Source organism: Glycocaulis sp., assembly GCF_051859565.1.
Classification (GTDB): Bacteria; Pseudomonadota; Alphaproteobacteria; order Caulobacterales; family Maricaulaceae; genus Glycocaulis.
Map to the genome: position 1 here is coordinate 71,186 of NZ_JBHYFK010000001.1, position 15,248 is coordinate 86,433.

At 64.0% G+C, this 15,248-nt stretch carries 13 protein-coding genes; 6 read left to right on the top strand and 7 right to left on the bottom strand.

The features are described from left to right. The first annotated feature begins 73 nt into the window (after positions 1-73). Both ACTIGC_RS00345 and folP read left to right on the top strand, forming a co-directional pair. Positions 74-757, top strand: a complete 684-nt coding sequence (locus ACTIGC_RS00345; RefSeq protein WP_439632517.1) for a CpcT/CpeT family chromophore lyase — start codon at positions 74-76, stop codon at positions 755-757. A gap of 9 nt (positions 758-766) precedes the next feature. Continuing rightward, a complete protein-coding gene (gene folP / locus ACTIGC_RS00350) occupies positions 767-1,573 on the top strand; it encodes a dihydropteroate synthase (RefSeq protein WP_439632518.1) in 807 nt (268 codons plus the stop codon). Here folP and ACTIGC_RS00355 read toward each other — a convergent pair. The 7 genes from ACTIGC_RS00355 to ACTIGC_RS00385 form a co-directional block, all read right to left on the bottom strand. Next, on the bottom strand, positions 1,570-3,618 hold the full coding sequence (locus ACTIGC_RS00355; protein WP_439632519.1) for a DEAD/DEAH box helicase: 2,049 nt from the start codon (positions 3,616-3,618) through the stop codon (positions 1,570-1,572). The genes folP and ACTIGC_RS00355 overlap by 4 nt on opposite strands. Positions 3,619-3,761: 143 nt before the next feature. After that, positions 3,762-4,283, bottom strand: a complete 522-nt coding sequence (locus ACTIGC_RS00360; RefSeq protein ID WP_439632520.1) for a GNAT family N-acetyltransferase — start codon at positions 4,281-4,283, stop codon at positions 3,762-3,764. Positions 4,284-4,292: 9 nt separating this feature from the next. Beyond that, positions 4,293-6,098: an ABC transporter ATP-binding protein gene (locus ACTIGC_RS00365; protein WP_439632521.1), complete on the bottom strand. Its 1,806-nt coding sequence runs from the start codon at positions 6,096-6,098 to the stop codon at positions 4,293-4,295. A gap of 435 nt (positions 6,099-6,533) precedes the next feature. After that, positions 6,534-7,211: an FtsZ-binding protein FzlA gene (fzlA, locus tag ACTIGC_RS00370; protein WP_439632522.1), complete on the bottom strand. Its 678-nt coding sequence runs from the start codon at positions 7,209-7,211 to the stop codon at positions 6,534-6,536. Between the two features lie 45 nt (positions 7,212-7,256). Then, complete coding sequence (locus ACTIGC_RS00375; protein WP_439632523.1) at positions 7,257-8,261, bottom strand: cation diffusion facilitator family transporter; 1,005 nt, start codon at positions 8,259-8,261, stop codon at positions 7,257-7,259. A gap of 54 nt (positions 8,262-8,315) precedes the next feature. Next, complete coding sequence (locus ACTIGC_RS00380; RefSeq protein ID WP_439632524.1) at positions 8,316-9,053, bottom strand: creatininase family protein; 738 nt, start codon at positions 9,051-9,053, stop codon at positions 8,316-8,318. A 93-nt stretch (positions 9,054-9,146) separates the two neighbouring features. Continuing rightward, positions 9,147-9,674, bottom strand: a complete 528-nt coding sequence (locus ACTIGC_RS00385) for a hypothetical protein (protein WP_439632525.1) — start codon at positions 9,672-9,674, stop codon at positions 9,147-9,149. Positions 9,675-9,833: 159 nt separating this feature from the next. On the opposite strand from ACTIGC_RS00385, the gene acs reads away from it, so the two are divergent. From acs to ACTIGC_RS00405, 4 genes are all read left to right on the top strand, one after another. After that, the gene (gene acs / locus ACTIGC_RS00390; protein WP_439632526.1) at positions 9,834-11,780 is read left to right on the top strand and encodes an acetate--CoA ligase; all 1,947 of its coding nucleotides are present in this window, start codon (positions 9,834-9,836) and stop codon (positions 11,778-11,780) included. A gap of 101 nt (positions 11,781-11,881) precedes the next feature. Beyond that, positions 11,882-12,352, top strand: a complete 471-nt coding sequence (locus tag ACTIGC_RS00395) for a low molecular weight protein-tyrosine-phosphatase (RefSeq protein WP_439632527.1) — start codon at positions 11,882-11,884, stop codon at positions 12,350-12,352. Between the two features lie 151 nt (positions 12,353-12,503). Further along, the gene (zapE, locus tag ACTIGC_RS00400) at positions 12,504-13,592 is read left to right on the top strand and encodes a cell division protein ZapE (protein ID WP_439632528.1); all 1,089 of its coding nucleotides are present in this window, start codon (positions 12,504-12,506) and stop codon (positions 13,590-13,592) included. 120 nt (positions 13,593-13,712) lie between these two features. Next, complete coding sequence (locus ACTIGC_RS00405) at positions 13,713-15,185, top strand: S41 family peptidase (RefSeq protein ID WP_439632529.1); 1,473 nt, start codon at positions 13,713-13,715, stop codon at positions 15,183-15,185. Positions 15,186-15,248 lie beyond the last annotated feature (63 nt).

The following is a 15,248-nucleotide window of genomic DNA, read 5'->3' on the forward strand; positions in this document are numbered from 1 at the left end:
CGGCGGACAGGGCGCACCCTTGCAACGGGCGCAGGGTCAGGCTGGAATGGCCCGGACAAGCCGGAGACCTGCCATGATCGCGCTATTGCTGGCCACCCTCGCCTTTGCCGAGCCGGAAACCGCGCCGCAAGCGCAGGCTGAGCCGGTCTATGGCACCGCCGCCTACAGGGCCAGCTTTCTCACCGGACGCTTTTCCAATGCCCAGCAGTACGAGGCGTGGCAGAACGACGCCCAGCCGGATGTCCCCGCCTACGAGTTCGAGCTGTACTACGCCACGCATGCGCGCGTGGAGGCGCCCGGACTTGGCGAGCACGTTATCTATGTGGAATGGCGTTCCGGCGCAGCGGACGGCCCCGTCAGCCGCCAGCGGCTCTGGGTGTTTCGCGACGGCGAGGAACAATGGTCAACCGGGTTTGACGTTTTCAAATTCCGCGATTCCGAAGCTTTTGCCGGCCGCGCGGATGAAGATGGCGCATTTGCATCCCTTACCGCAGAGGACCTGATCGGCTACCCGGAGGCGTGTCTGGTGGAGACCCAGTCGCCAGCCCATGCGGGCTATTACTTCACCATCGAGAGCAATGATTGCGTCGTGACGGCCGAAACGGGGGATGAGATACGGCTGCGTGCCAGCCTGCGCGGTCATCGCCACTTCTTCACCTATCGCGAATGGGCCAGTACGCTGGAAGGCGAGCTCGTATACCAGTTCCCTGATGCGCCCTACCCCTACAGCTTCCGCCGCCTGCCCGATGAGGACTGACACCTCGCAATGACACAGCGCCCCCGCCCGCTCGTCATGGGCATTGTCAATGTGACGCCCGACAGCTTCTCCGATGGCGGTCAGCATTTTGATGCCGCCCGCGCCATCGCGCATGGCCATGCCCTGATCGATGCGGGCGCAGACTGGCTGGATATTGGCGGGGAAAGCACCAGGCCCGGCGCGCAGCCGGTCAGCGAAGCGGATGAGCTGACCCGCATCATCCCTGTGATCGAAGGGCTCGCGGGTACTGGCATTCCCCTCTCCATCGACACGATGAAGCCGGGCGTGGCGCGCGCCGCCGTGCAGGCAGGCGCGAGCCTCTGGAATGATGTGAACGCCCTGCAGGCCGATGACGCGCTGGAAACGGCCGCGGAGCTGGGCTGCAAGGTATGCCTCATGCACATGCAGGGCGCACCGCAGACCATGCAGGCCGACCCCGTTTACGGCGATGTCGTGGCCGAGGTGGAAGCTTTCCTGCTCGCGCGCGTCGAAGCCGCAGTGCAGGCGGGCGTTTCACGCGAAAATATCTGGCTTGATCCCGGCATAGGGTTCGGCAAGACACTCACCCATAATCTGGCGCTGATGGCAGTCCTGCCACGCCTTGCAGGCCATGGCTTCCCGCTCCTCTTTGGCGCGTCTCGCAAGCGCTTCATCGCCGCGCTGGACGGCGATGCGCCCGCAGACCAGCGCCTTGGCGGGTCACTGGCGGCGGCGCTGCACGCGGCCCGGTCAAAAGCCGGGATGATCCGCGTGCATGATGTGCGCGAAACCGTGCAGGCGCTGAAAATTCAGGCCGCCATCGCCAGCGCGCTCTAGCTGTCCTTGCGCGGCTTGCGCTTGATGCGCTTCAGGGTCTGATCACCGCCTGACGGGCCATCGCCCTTATAGGGCTTTTTGCCGGCCTGCGGTTTGCCATCCTTGCCGGGCTTGCCAGCGCGGAACGGTTTCTCGCCGCCCGCCGGCTTGTCCTTCCGGAAAGGCTTGTCGCCCTTGAAGGATTTGCCGCCCTTGTGCGGCCCCTTGTGCGCTCCATCCGGCTTCTTCCCGCCGGACAGCGGCTTGATATTCACACTCGGCGCGGGCGGCTTGTCCTCATAGAGGGCATCTTCCTCGCGCTCTGTCTTGCGGGCAAAGCGCTCCCGGCGGCCCGGACGGTCATCGCGCGGCGGGCGCTGACGGGCGGGCGGCGCATCCGGATTGGCAGGCTGCAAGGGCGTATCGCCCGCGCGCCGGACCACCACGTTCTGGTCACGCTCGCGCGGCTCCAGAAGTGATTTTTCGAAATGCTCGACCTGCGCGCCGGTGATTTCAAAGCGGGTGGCCACCTCGCCAATATCAATCGCGCCAATATCGCGGCCCGTGACATCGCCCAGACGGCAGATCATCGGCACCAGCCAGCGCGGCTCGGCGCGTTGACGCCGGCCCATATCCACTTCGAACCAGACACTGCCCTCAAACCCGGCGCGCGGCGTGCGTTCACGCCGCTCGCGCCGCTCAAACGGCTCATTGCGGTCGCGCGGAGCTCGCTCCTCGCGCCGGACCGGGCCGCTATCCACGCCCAGCTCTTCTGGCGCGGGCAGGCGGCGCTCCAGCTCGGCCAGAAAGCCCAGCGCGACGCGTTCAGCGCCAAAGCGCTCAATGATCTCGCGCGCTTCGCTGAGCCGGTCTTCGTCGATCTCGCCAGCAAAGGCGGGATGTTCACCAAGACGCTCGCGGTCTTTTGCCCGCACGGCCTCCGCGTCCGGCGCGTCGGACCACTCCGCATCGAGGCGCGCATCGCGTAAAAGCCTCGTCGCCCGGCCGCGCTGATTGAACCCGGTGACCAGCACGCTGATACCCTTCGCGCCCGCGCGGCCCGTACGCCCTGAACGGTGCAGCAGGGTCTCTGAATTGTTGGGAAGATCGGCATGGATAACCAGATCCAGGCCCGGCAAATCAATCCCGCGCGCAGCCACATCCGTCGCCACGCACACAGCCGCCCGGCCATCGCGCAGCGATTGCAGCGCCTTGGTGCGCTCTGCCTGGCTCAGCTCGCCTGAGAGGGCCACCGAAGCAAATCCGCGATTGGCAAGACGTGCCGCCATGCGGTTCACGCCTTCGCGCGTGCCGCAGAACACCAGAGCGCGCGGCGCGCCATGATAGCGCAGCACGTTGATGACAGCGTTTTCCCGGTCGCGCGGCGGCACGGCATGCACGACATAGCTGATATCGGCGTGCTGGCTGCCATGACTGATCGTGGAGATACGTACCGCATCTGACTGATAGGTCTGGGCGATGCGCGCGATCTCTTTCGACACCGTAGCCGAGAACAGCAGCGTGCGGCGCTCTTCAGGGGCAGACCCCAGAATGAATTCAAGGTCTTCGCGGAAGCCGAAATCGAGCATCTCGTCGGCTTCATCGAGCACGATGGCGCGAATGGCAGACAGGTCCAGCGCGCCCCGCTCGATGTGATCCTTCAGACGGCCCGGCGTGCCGACAATGATGTGTGCGCCGCGCTCCATGGCCCGGCGCTCGGCACGAGGATCCATACCCCCGACCGCAGAAGCAATACGCGCGCCCGCATCAGCATAAAGCCAGGTGAGCTCGCGCTGGACCTGCAGGGCCAGCTCGCGCGTGGGCGCGATCACAAGAGCCAGCGGGCTTTGCGAAAAGGGCAGTTTTTCGTCCTCGCCCAGAAGGTCAGGGGCCATCGCGATGCCGAAGGCCACCGTCTTGCCAGAGCCGGTCTGGGCGGAAACCAGCAGATCCTGCCCGAAAGCGTCCTCGGCCAGCACCGCGCCCTGAACGTCGGTAAGGGTCTCATAGCCCTTGCGCGCCAGCGCTGCGCGCAGCGCGGGGTGGATAGTGTCAGGCAGCGTCATGAAAAGGCCTCGCAGGCGCGCGCTCAGACACAATCTGGCAGCGCGACACAAAAAACATCAGGCGCGCAAATCCTCCGGCGCCCATACAGCGCGGCGCTATAGCAGCTTCCCCGTGATAAGGGAACTGATCTGGCTTTGAGGGCTTACAACCCCTCAAAGACGCTGTCGAAGCGCACCATGCCTTTCACCCCTTTCATCGCCGCCCGGTCCAGCCGCGAAATCATGAAGGCTTCCTCCGGAACGCCCTCATAGGGGCACGTGATTCCCAGCGGCCCCGCCGGGACGAAACCGAAGCGCGGATAGTAGGCCGGGTGGCCGATCAGCACGACATAAGGCGCGCCGCGCGCCTGCGCACATGACAGTGCCGAGCGGCAGAGCGCCGACCCGACACCGCTGCGCTGGCCGGCCGGGTCAACACTGACAGGCGCCAGCGCCAGCCCGTCCCTGACCACCCCGCCCGCCTCGTCGACGATGGGCGCGGGCGAGAGCATGATATGCCCGGCAAGCCCATTGCCCGGTATCTCGGCGACCAGCGAAATCACCTCATCGCCATGCTTGTCACGCAACAGATCGACCAGCCTTGCCTCGTCATCGCGCTGGAAGGCGGCATGGGTGAGCCGGTGAACAGCCGTCTGGTCCTGTTTTGTCTCAGGTCTGATCAGCATGACCCGCCCCTATTCCGCCACTGCCAGCGCCGCGAGGCGCGCATAGACGCCCTCGCCTTGCGCGCGCAGCTCGCCATGCGTGCCCTGCTCGACGATCCGGCCTTCATTGAAGACCAGAATCCGGTCTGCGTCCCGGATAGTGGACAGGCGGTGCGCGATCACGATAGCCGTGCGGCCCGCCATCACATCGGCCATCGCCTCCTGCACCTCGCGCTCGGTCTCGTTATCGAGGCTGGACGTGGCTTCATCGAAGATGAGGATCGGCGCATCGGCGAGCACCGCGCGGGCAATCGCCACACGCTGACGCTCCCCGCCCGACAGCTTCACACCGCGCTCTCCCACCAGCGTGTCATAACCGGCGGGCAGGCGCGTGATGAAATCATGGGCGCGGGCACGCTTTGCCGCCGCGACAATCTCCTCCATGGAGGCATCGGCGCGCGCATAGGCGATATTCTCCGCAATCGTGCGGTGAAACAGGGCCGGATCCTGCGGCACGAGCGCTATGGAACGTCGCAGGCTTGCCTGCTTCACGGCGCGCACATCCTGCCCGTCAATGAGGATAGCGCCCTCATCAACATCGTAGAGCCGCTGGACCAGCTTCACGAAGGTCGACTTGCCAGAGCCTGTCGGACCGACCAGCGCCACTTTCTCGCCAGCGGGAACCTCCAGCGAGAAATCCTCGTAGAGCGGGCGGTTCTGCCCGGCATAGGTGAAGCGCACGCGGTCAAAACTGATTGCCCCGGGACCCGGCACAAAGTCCGGTGCATCCACAGCATCGGCGATTTGCGTTTCCTGCAGCGCGTAGGCGGCGATGTCCTGGATCTCATCGAGACCACGCTGGACGTTCTGCACTTCCTCGCCAAAGCGGCGCATATAGCCCGCCATCAGCATGAAGGCGGTGATCGCAAACACCACCGCGCCGGGGCTTGCCTCACCGCGCTGCCACAGATTGATGAGCAGCCCCGTCAGGCCCGCCTGCAGGGCGAGCACGGCAATGATCTGCACCAGCCAGGTGTTCACAAAGCGCAGCCAGGTCTTCTTCACTTCCGCCCGCCAGCGCCAGGCCAGCGTATGAAAGCGCTGGTCCTCACGCGCTTCTGCGCCAAAGCTCTTCACCGTGGCGATGCCCGATACGGCGTCGGCAACCGCCCCGCCAAGCTCGGAATCGATACGGTTGGAACGGATATTCTGCGGGCGCACATAAAGCGCGGACATCAGCACCGAGGCCACGATGAAAATGGCGGTGACGCTCAGCGCATAGAGCCCGACCAGCGGCCAGGTGAACAGCATGTAGACACCCAGCCCCGCCATCACGAGGACAGAGGGGATCAGCCCGAACCAGAGCGTCGCGGTGATCGTGTCATACGCCCACATGCCGCGCGTGATCTTGCGCACGACCGAGCCGGCGAACGTGCTGGCATGCCAGTCGAGCGCGAAGCGCTGTACGCGTGCAAACGATTCCGTCGTCATGTCGGCCATGTTGGCGCTGGAAAAGCGTATCTCGAAGCGCACCGCGATCTGGCGCATGGCGTTGAACGCAATGGCGAGGCCCAGAAACAGCGCGAACGCCGCCCAGTGGCCGCCATCACCGTCCGTTGTCATGGAATCAATGAGTCTCCCCGCGGCGACGGGGATGAATACGTCAATCACCGTGGCAATGAGCGTGAAACCCACCAGCGCAGCGAAGAACCACGGGCGGCGCATCCATTGCCGCCAGAGGAAAGCCAGAACGGCAGAATTGGAAAGCACGCGCGGTGCATGCGCGTCGTCATCAAATTGTTCGGTCATGATCGTCTCGAATGCTTTGGCCCGCATGGCCCGGTAACGGGCGCGGACCAAGGGTCTGAAAATGGGAGCGTGGCTGTGCGGCAGGGGAAAGCGTTACGCAGGACAGCAGCCTTTCGGCCGGTGGTCCCGGTGCCCTCCAGATGCCGCGCTACCGCGTGCGCGTGAGGGCGCTCCAGATTTCAGATCGCATGGGTCGGACGAGACCTCCTTTGGACGGCTTAACGCCGCCGGTGAGACGATCCTGTTACACCTGCCCGGTAGCCGGGCCAAGCGCGCAGACGGAAAACTGTGGCATTGTGGTTAACAGGTGTGGCGATGAAGGCACAGGGATCGCATCCTTCGAGACGCTCGCTTCGCTCGCCCTCAGGATGAGGGATCGAGCTTTATGCCCTCATCCTGAGGGGCTTCGTAAGAAGCCGTCTCGAAGGACGAGGGCATAAGCGAACAGTGAAGATCAACGCCTTAGAAATCCAGATCGGCATACCACCGGGCAGGCGGCAGGCCGGGCAGGCGGTCATCCAGGAGCGAGCGGAAGGCCGGGCGGCACTTGATGCGCTCATACCAGGCTTTTGCCGCCGGGAAGCTGTCCCAGGGCACATCGCCGAGATAATCGACGCAGGAGAGATGCGCCGCCGCCACCAGATCGGCCATGGAGTAGCGCGGCCCCGCCAGCCCGTCGCGGCGCTCCAGAAGCATGCTCATATAATCAAGATGCGCCCGCAGGAAATCGCGCCCCGCCCGGATGACCGAAGCATCGGGAGAACCCAGATTCTGCATGCGCTTTTCCAGCTTCTCATGCAGCAGATAGGCGTTCACCTCGGCGTCAAACTTGCGGTCAAACCAGGTGACCAGCCGGCGCACCTCCGCGCGGCCCGCCGGTTCTGATGGCAGAAGCGGCGGTTCGGGCCGGGTCTCTTCAAGATGGGCCAGAATGGCATCGGCCTGCACGATGACCAGCGGCGTCTCGCCGCTACGGTCTTCAAGCACGGGCGTCAGCCCTGCGGGATTGAGGTCGAAAAACGCATCTTCCGGTTCCCATACCCGCTGGAAGCGCAGCTCCACGGCGCACTTCTTCTCGGCCAGCGCAATACGCGCCTGCCGGGACCAGGGATCAAGGGGCCAGTGGTGCAGAATAAACATCGGCCAAAACGCTAATGCGCTTCGCGCGGCGGTTTAAGCGCGTATTCAGCGCGCGCCGCCATCATGGGGCTCCGGGTCGGCGTCGAAAAAGCCCCGCCCGTGCGCCTCGCCATAGCCTTTGGGATCGGAATGGATCAGCAGGTCCGCGGCCGGATAGTGTTTGAGGACCCGCAGCTCGGCCGCCACCACGACGTCATGAGCCTCTTTGAGCGTCTGGAACGGCTCCAGATCCATGTGAACCTGAATGTGGATAAGCGGCCCGGCCGCGCGGGTACGTAGCTCATGCACGCCCAGCACGCGCGGATCGTCTGTCAGGAGAGCCTCGATATGCGCGCGGGTTGCGTCCGGCAATTCCCGGTCGAGCAGCTGGTTGACGGACTCCCGTCCCAGCTCAAACGCCGACTTTGCCAGCAGAACACCAACAAACAGCGCCAGAATCGGGTCTGCCCGCTCCAGCCCGGCAAAGACCGCCAGCGCAATCCCGCCCATCACGGCCAGGTTGGACAATACATCGGCAGAATAATGCGCACGGTCGCCTGTTACGGCGATGGAGCCGGTGCGCCGGATCACCAGCGTCTGCATGCGGATAAGGCCCAGAGTCAGCACCAGCGACAGCGCCATCACCGCCAGCGCCCAGCCGCCCGCCTCGACGGGCTGCGGATCAATGAGGCGGCGCGTGCCTTCCACGAAGAGGAAGAGGGCAGACGCCGCCACCAGCACCGCCTGCAGAAGACTGGAGAATGCCTCCGCTTTGCCATGGCCGAAGCGGTGCTCGTTATCGGCAGGACGGGCCGCATAGCGCACAGCCAGAAACGCCGTCACAGAGGCCGCAAGGTCCAGAAGCGAATCGAAGAAGCTCGCCAGCAGGGCGATCGACCCGGAGCCTATCCAGCCCGCGAGCTTGGCGCCCACCAGAATCAGCGCCACGCTTACCGAAAGCGCCGTCGCCATCGTATTGATGCGCTGGGACTTGGCCGGATCCATACGGCCCGGCCCCGCCGGGCTGGCAGGCTGGATATCCGTTTCGGGGGCGGGCGCGGGATTAGTCATGGCGCCGATATAGGCGCACACCGTTACCTTGTCACCAACGCCCGCTAGCGCAGATCAGCTCGCAAAATAGGCCTCAACCTCGCGGATCAGCGCCTTCTTCGCCACTTCCACGATGCGCTTGCCCTTCTCGGGCGTCGCCTGTGAGGGATCAGAGCCGATCCGGCCATCGGGGAAGTTCTTGCGGTAGTCTGCCGCGTCGGTGAACCGGCCCTCTGGCGCGGTTTTGGGTGTCATCACCACATCTTTCACCGCTTCCGGGTAGGCGTAATAGGTGACGGCCACTTCAGAGGCCGTCGCATGGCTGCCATCGCCTTCAGGGAACAGCTCCTTGCAGACCTGTGCCACCTCGTCAAACATCCACCAGGAGGTCTGTTTGAGCTTGTAGGGGCAGGCCTCGCCATCCAGCGACCAGGCCGCATAGCTTTCCACGAACGCGGCATCAATGGTGGTGATATTCCCGCCATGGCCATTGAGGAAGAAGATGCGCTTGAAGCCGTGCCGGTGCAGGCTGTCGATCCAGTCATTGAGCGCGGCAATCATGGTTGTCGGGCGCAGCGTGATGGTGCCGGTAAAGCCTAGATGGTGCTGGGCAGAGCCAACCGAGAAGGTCGGCCCGACCAGAAAACCCGCCTCATCGCCGGCGGCCTTGGCGATCACTTCAGGGCAGATCGCATCGGTGCCGAGAAGGCCATTGGGGCCATGCTGCTCGACAGAGCCGATCGGGATGATGATGCCCTTGGACTTCTTCAGATAGGCTTCGACTTCGGGCCAGCTGGCCTGGTTGAGCTGCATGCCGGTATGTCTCCCGCAAATGAGGGGTAAATCATTCGCGACGGAGATCAGCCGATCACGCACCGTCTTGCAAGGGGATAGGCGCAGATAGGTTTAAGCTAACCCCGCCCGGCGCCGGAATTTGGCAATGAAGGCAGACTGGTCCGCGCTCTGCATTTCGGTGCGGTCGGCGCTCGCCTGAAGAACAGGCGACAAGGATGACAGCGCCTCGTTACCAGCGTTTTCCGCCACTATGTCTGTCAGCCGGTTTACCGCATTCAGCGGATCAACCATCCCGCCGACATGCCATGCCGCCCGGGCGGCCAGCTCGGTAGCGTCGGCCTCGCTTATCTCGAAAAGCCGGGCCATGTCGTGCGTCATCGCCGCCCGGTCTGCCTCGGTTATCGGTCCTGCGCATGCCGCGACACCAAAAATCAGGACCGCCGCCGCCTCGCGCGGATCATCGATGGTCTCCACGGCGCGCCGGTTCGCCTTGGAGCGGAACCGCATTTTGCGCGGCAAGTTGGCCGCCTCTCCGGCCAGATCTGCGAGGTTGCGGGCAGCCTGCGAAGCGATGTGAATCCGCCAGAGAATGAAGGCCGCAGTCCCCAGAACGCCCAGTATCGCCATGACTATGTGCATTGCCCGCCTCCATGCCGGGCTGAATATTACTGGCAGGCGCATCTGGTACAAGCTGGAATTGATCGGTGCGGGCAAGATGGTCCGCCCGCTTGCGCCAGCCCGCACCCTTCGGCCAAGCTCCGCCCGTCAGATGAGAGCCGAACGCGGAGCAGCACAGCCATGACAGACGAGATCATCCCGGTAGCCTCCAGCTTCTCAGGCTCGGACATGGGCGCAGAACGCTACAAGGCCCGGTATGCACGCTCCGTTGAAGAACCCGAAGCATTCTGGCGCGAGGAGCTGGGCCGGCTCGACTGGATCAAGCGGCCGGAAAAAATCTCCGACGTCTCGTTCAACAGGGATGATTTCCGCATTCGCTGGTTTGAGGACGGCATTCTCAATGTTTCGGTCAACTGCATTGACCGGCATCTGGAGACCCGCGCCAACAAGCCCGCCCTGATCTGGGAGGGCGATCACCCCGCCCACCACCATTCCATAACCTACCGCCAGCTGCACGACCATGTGTGCCGATTTGCCAACGTGCTCAAAATGCTGGGCGTGAAGAAGGGCGACCGCGTCACGCTCTACATGCCGATGATCCCGCAGGCCGTCTTTGCCATGCTCGCCTGCACGCGCATTGGCGCAGTGCATTCGGTCGTGTTTGGCGGCTTTTCAGCCGAGGCCCTGTCAGGCCGGATCAATGACTGCCAGAGCGAGTTTGTCATCACCGCCGATCAGGGCGTGCGCGGCGGCAAGGCAGTGCCCTTGAAAGACAATGTGGACGCGGCCCTGAAACATGCGCCCGGCGTCAAACGCGTGCTGTGCGTGAAGCATACGGGCGCGAACGTACACTGGGAGGAGGGCCGCGATTACTGGTATCATGACCTGTCCATCCAGGTGGACGCCCATTGCGCGCCTGAGCCCATGGGCGCGGAAGATCCGCTCTTCATCCTCTACACCTCAGGCTCCACCGGAAAGCCCAAGGGCGTGCTGCACACGACCGGCGGATATCTTCTGTGGGCCACCATGACCCACGCCCTCACCTTCGATGCCAAGGAAAACGATATTTTCTGGTGCACAGCCGATATCGGCTGGGTGACGGGCCATTCCTATATCGTCTACGGCCCGCTCGCGAACGGCGCGACCAGCCTGATGTTCGAGGGCGTGCCGACCTGGCCGGATGCCTCGCGCTTCTGGGAGGTGATCGAGAAGCACAAGGTTTCTGTCTTCTACACCGCGCCCACCGCCATCCGCGCCCTGATGCGCCTGGGCGATGATCCGGTGACGAAGCATGACCGCTCCTCCTTGCGCCTTCTGGGCAGTGTGGGCGAGCCGATCAATCCCGAAGCCTGGCGCTGGTATCACAAGACGGTCGGCAATGGACATTGCCCCATCGTGGACACCTGGTGGCAGACCGAAACTGGCGGGCATCTCATTACGCCGCTTCCCGGCGCCCATGGCCTCAAACCCGGCTCGGCCAGCTTTCCCATGTTTGGCGTCCAGCCCGCCCTTGTCGATAATGACGGCAAGCGCCTGCCCGATAGCGGCGCGGCAGAAGGCAATCTGGTGCTGCTGGGTTCATGGCCGGGGCAGATGCGCACCGTCTATGGCGATGACCAGCGCTTCTTCGACACCTATTTCTCCACTTATCCCGGCTATTATTTCACCGGCGACGGCGCCCGGCGCGACGAGGACGGCTACTGGTGGATTACCGGCCGGGTGGACGACGTGCTCAATGTCTCCGGCCACCGGCTGGGCACCGCCGAGATCGAAAGCGCGCTCGTGCTCCACCCGGATGTCGCGGAGGCTGCTGTCGTGGGCTATCCGCATGACATCAAGGGCCAGGGCGTGTGGTGCTATGTGACGCTGAATGAGGGCGTTGAGGCTGGCGAAACGCTGGAAAAGGCGCTGAAAGACCAGGTGCGCAAGGAAATAGGCCCCGTCGCCAGCCCGGACGTGATCCAGTTCACGCCCGGCCTGCCCAAGACGCGTTCGGGCAAGATCATGCGGCGCATCTTGCGCAAGATTGCAGAAAATGAGCTGGGGTCACTGGGTGATACCTCGACGCTCGCCGATCCCGGTGTCGTCCAGTCCCTGATCGAAGGGCGGGTAAAGGCAGGCGGTTAGTGAGGCGCTAACCCAAAGGACCGCTTTGGCTGGCACGCCCGCATGCGGGGTTTATCCTGCACATCACATCGCAAGGCTCTCGAGGGGTTTAAAGAGTCGCCATGAACCGCAGGACCGTCTCCGTCCTTTTTGTCTGTACGGGTAATATATGCCGCTCGCCCATGGCACAGGGCGTGGCCGAAATCATGGCTGCAAAGCTCAACAAATCCATGATGTTTGATTCCGCCGGCACCGGCGACTGGCATGCGGGCGAGGCACCCGATCCACGCGCGGTCGAGGCGGCGGCCCGGCGCGGCTATGACATCGCCGACCAGCGCGCCCGCGCGCTGAGCGATGAGGATTTCGCGCGCTTTGACCACATTATCGGCATGGATGCCGGTCACAAGCGCTGGCTGGTCACGGCGCGCGATGTGCGCCGGCTGGAGGAACGCCCTGTCTCCATGCTGATGGACTGGTCGGTGGGCCTGGCGGGCAAGGGCGTGCCCGATCCCTATTATAGCGATGACGCGGCTTTCGAGCACGCGCTGGACCTGATCGAAAAGGGTGTGGACGGACTGCTCAGGAGAGTGTGAACAACACCGCGCCCTTGGCACGCCCGCCCGCGCCGCGCTAGACGGGACACATGCGCACCATCCGCCGCCCGGCCCTGTTCGTCATTGCGATTCTCATCAGCTTCGGGTTGGCAGTAGCCGCCATGATTGCCCTTGCCCTGAAAGGTCTGGCGTGAGGCCATCGCAAGCACTCGAAGCAGGCATTGCGCACGGAAAGCTCGCCGATGATGCCGGGCAGCGGGCCATAGCGCGCCATCTCGATGCACTCGTCACCGATATTGAAAGCTGGAATGGCGGCAGGTCCGGCCTGTTCGCGCGCTCCCGGCCTGCGCCGAGGGGCCTTTATCTATGGGGCGGGGTGGGCACGGGCAAATCGCTGCTGATGGACCTCTTCCACGACGCGGTGCGCCTCAAGGCCAAGCGCCGCGCGCATTTCCACGCCTTCATGCAGGACGTGCATGCCCGCATCGCCCGCGAACGCGAAACCAGAAAGGGCGAACCGCTCATCGCCGTGGCTGACGAGATTGCGCGCGAAACACGGCTTTTATGCTTTGACGAGCTGCAGGTGACCAATGTCGCCGATGCGATGATCCTTGGCCGCCTGTTCGAGCGCCTGTTCGAGAAGGGCGTAGTCGTGATCGCCACCTCCAACCGGCACCCATCAGAACTCTACAAGAATGGCCTCAACCGCCAGCTCTTCGAGCCCTTCATCGCCATGATCGAGGCAAAACTGGAGGTGATGCGTCTCGATAGCGGGCGCGATTACCGTCTGGAACGCCTGACCGCTGCGCCGGTCTACTACACGCCGCTGGATGAAGAGGCCGATGCGGCCATGGACGCGGCCTTCGACCGCCTGACGCTCGGCGCGCGCGCGCAAAGCTGCGCGCTTGCCATTCAGGGCCGCACGCTGGAGGTGAAGCGCGAGGCGGCGGGCGTTGCCCGTTTCAGCTTCGCTGAGCTGTGCGCAAGGCCGCTGGGCGCCGCCGACTATCTCGCCCTCGCCGACACCTTCCACACCCTCCTCATCGACCATGTGCCGGTCATGAGCCCGGCAAAGCGCGACGAGGCTGCCCGCTTCGTCACCCTTATTGATGCGCTTTATGATACGCGCGCCAAGCTGGTGATGAGCGCCGAAGCCCCGCCCCAACGGCTCTATCCTGCAGGCGATGGCGCCTTCGAGTTCGAGCGCACCGCCTCGCGCCTGATGGAGATGCAAAGCGCGGAGTATCTGGCCGCCGAACGGCGCAGCGCAGCCAACTGACGGTCCCGGCCCGGCGGGTTGTGCCACCTTGCCAATCTGTAACTTGGCTGTTTGATAAGGCAGCCGGACAGTGCCCCGGCAAGCCGCAAGTATAGCGGCGTCTTTTTATTGAGGTCGATAATGCTCAAGGCTTTCAGCTCTGCCGCCTGCGCAGTTGCGGCGCTCTCTACCCCTTCCTTCGCGTCGGACCCGGACTGGCGTGAGGTGTATCTTGCTGATCTGGCAGCGATCCGCACAACCATCGAGACCCAGCATCCCGGGCCCGTCGACACGCTGAACCCCGCCTTCTCTAGCTGGCTGGACGAGGGATATGAACGCGCGCTCGGACGCGCTGACCAGGTTGATAGCCAGCTAGCCTATTTCTACGGCCTGAGCGCCTTCGTGGACGGTTTTCGCGATGGCCATCTCGGCCTCTCCTACAATCTTGATAACCCCTATTTTGCCTGGCCGGGCTTTGTTGCGACCTGGCGCGGGGGCGAAGTCATTGTACTGGACGCCGACCCGTCTTTTGCCGGGGCCCCGCCCGCTGGCGCGCAGATCACTGCTTGCGATGGCCGTCCGGTCAGGGACTGGATCCACGCGCGTGTGTTCGATTTCATGATGAACCCGGACCTGCCCGGCGACTGGTACAGAGCTGTGCCGCGCGCTTTTCTCAGCCGGGGCAACCCGCTGGCGCCGCTGCCGGCAAGCTGCACGTTTGTAGCCGGCGGCGAAGCGCGTGACATCGCGCTCGACTGGCAGATCACGAACGCCCAGACCTATATGGCCGCATTCCGTGCCGGCGGGTTTGGCGAGGCCAATGATCTGGGCATGACGCAGATTGGCGAGCATCGCTACTGGATCAGCCTGCCTACTTTCGGGCCGGACGGCGATCTGGCCGAGACCATGGCCGTCCTTGCAGATGATATGCGCGAGCGCGCCGAAACCTACCGCAACGCGGAACTGGTTGTCTTTGACCTGCGCGGAAATACCGGCGGTTCCAGCATGTGGGGCGATGCCTTTGACACGGCATTGTTTGGCGGCCGGGTGGAGCAGACACCGGACGAGACCTATGTCGACTGGCGCGTCACACAGGAAAACCGCGACCATATCGCGGATGCCGCCGACGGCTTTATTCTCGAACAGTTCGGCGAGGATTCCGATGCGATGCGCTGGGCACGCCGGATCATTGCCGGGATGGACGAGGCGCTGGCCAATGGAGACGCGTTGTGGACACAGCGCTCCGATCCGGCAGACCTGCCCCCAGAGGATGCCCTGCCGCCGGCGGAACTGACAGCCCGTGTGGTGGTGCTGACCGATGGATATTGCGCAAGCGCCTGCCTGGATTTCATGGACCGGCTGATGGACCGGCCCGGCGTCATTCATGTCGGCGCGCCCACAAGCGCGGATACCGACTATATGGAGGTGCGCACCATCACCCTGCCGTCAGGCGCGGCAAGACTGACCTTTGCGCTGAAGGTCTATCGCGGGCGCCCGCGCGGTTCGGGCGTCTACTACGTGCCTGATATCGTGTTCGACGGCCAGCACTGGACCACGCAGGCACTGAACGCCTGGGTTAACGGGCTTTACGAATCCGGCCAGCTGGACCGCTGATCTGACATTTCCTGTGGGTCCATGGGCAAGTCCTCCCGGCGGCGCTAGCGTCTCTGCCGGGAG

Coding starts and splice junctions, on each gene's coding strand:
- ACTIGC_RS00345 (WP_439632517.1), top strand. CDS start 74: ATGATCGCGCTATTGCTGGCCACCCTCGCCTTTGCCGAGCCGGAAACC.
- folP (WP_439632518.1), top strand. CDS start 767: ATGACACAGCGCCCCCGCCCGCTCGTCATGGGCATTGTCAATGTGACG.
- ACTIGC_RS00355 (WP_439632519.1), bottom strand. CDS start 3,618: ATGACGCTGCCTGACACTATCCACCCCGCGCTGCGCGCAGCGCTGGCG.
- ACTIGC_RS00360 (WP_439632520.1), bottom strand. CDS start 4,283: ATGCTGATCAGACCTGAGACAAAACAGGACCAGACGGCTGTTCACCGG.
- ACTIGC_RS00365 (WP_439632521.1), bottom strand. CDS start 6,098: ATGCGGGCCAAAGCATTCGAGACGATCATGACCGAACAATTTGATGAC.
- fzlA (WP_439632522.1), bottom strand. CDS start 7,211: ATGTTTATTCTGCACCACTGGCCCCTTGATCCCTGGTCCCGGCAGGCG.
- ACTIGC_RS00375 (WP_439632523.1), bottom strand. CDS start 8,261: ATGACTAATCCCGCGCCCGCCCCCGAAACGGATATCCAGCCTGCCAGC.
- ACTIGC_RS00380 (WP_439632524.1), bottom strand. CDS start 9,053: ATGCAGCTCAACCAGGCCAGCTGGCCCGAAGTCGAAGCCTATCTGAAG.
- ACTIGC_RS00385 (WP_439632525.1), bottom strand. CDS start 9,674: ATGCACATAGTCATGGCGATACTGGGCGTTCTGGGGACTGCGGCCTTC.
- acs (WP_439632526.1), top strand. CDS start 9,834: ATGACAGACGAGATCATCCCGGTAGCCTCCAGCTTCTCAGGCTCGGAC.
- ACTIGC_RS00395 (WP_439632527.1), top strand. CDS start 11,882: ATGAACCGCAGGACCGTCTCCGTCCTTTTTGTCTGTACGGGTAATATA.
- ACTIGC_RS00405 (WP_439632529.1), top strand. CDS start 13,713: ATGCTCAAGGCTTTCAGCTCTGCCGCCTGCGCAGTTGCGGCGCTCTCT.